This is a genomic window from Streptomyces sp. HSS9-12 (genome assembly GCF_054963655.1).
The window spans coordinates 1-519 of the sequence record NZ_JBUEGC010000136.1 but is presented as its reverse complement, the minus strand read 5'-3'; the positions used below and the strand labels follow the sequence as shown (position 1 = coordinate 519).

Here is a 519-nt window from a genome sequence, read left to right as displayed (position 1 = left end):
TGCTCCCGAAGATGGAGCCCAGGTACTCGTGCGCCAGATACGCCAGTGCGCGCCCGTTGGCCTCCCCGCCCGGCCGGAACTCCTGCTCCGGGATGAGCAGAGTCGTGATGAAGCTGGTGGTGATGAGGAAGGCACTCATGATCAGCGCCGCGGTGGTCAGCAGCTTCTTCGTCCCCCGGATGCGCCCGGCAGGCCGTTCCTCCGTGTCGTCGGCGGCACCCTCGATGTGCGGCATGACGGCCACGCCGGTCTCGAATCCGGACAGGCCCAGGGCCAGCTTCGGGAAGACCACGAGGGCCAAGCCGATCATGAGCAGCGGGTCGCCGTGCTGGGCGGTCAGCGCCTGCGACCAGTCGGGGATCACATGCGGCGCGGTGATCACATGCCACAGCCCCACCGCCACCACGATGGCGTTCAGGGCCAGGTAGGTCCCCACGAGCGCCACGGCGATGCCGATCGCCTCGGTGAAGCCCTTGAGGAATACCGCACCGAGCATTGCGATGAGCCCCAGAGTGATGA

At 67.4% G+C, this 519-nt stretch carries 1 pseudogene; it reads right to left on the bottom strand.

What is annotated here, in order from left to right:
- Positions 1-519 (bottom strand): annotated as a pseudogene (locus tag ACY34J_RS29060) (amino acid transporter); the annotation flags it as partial.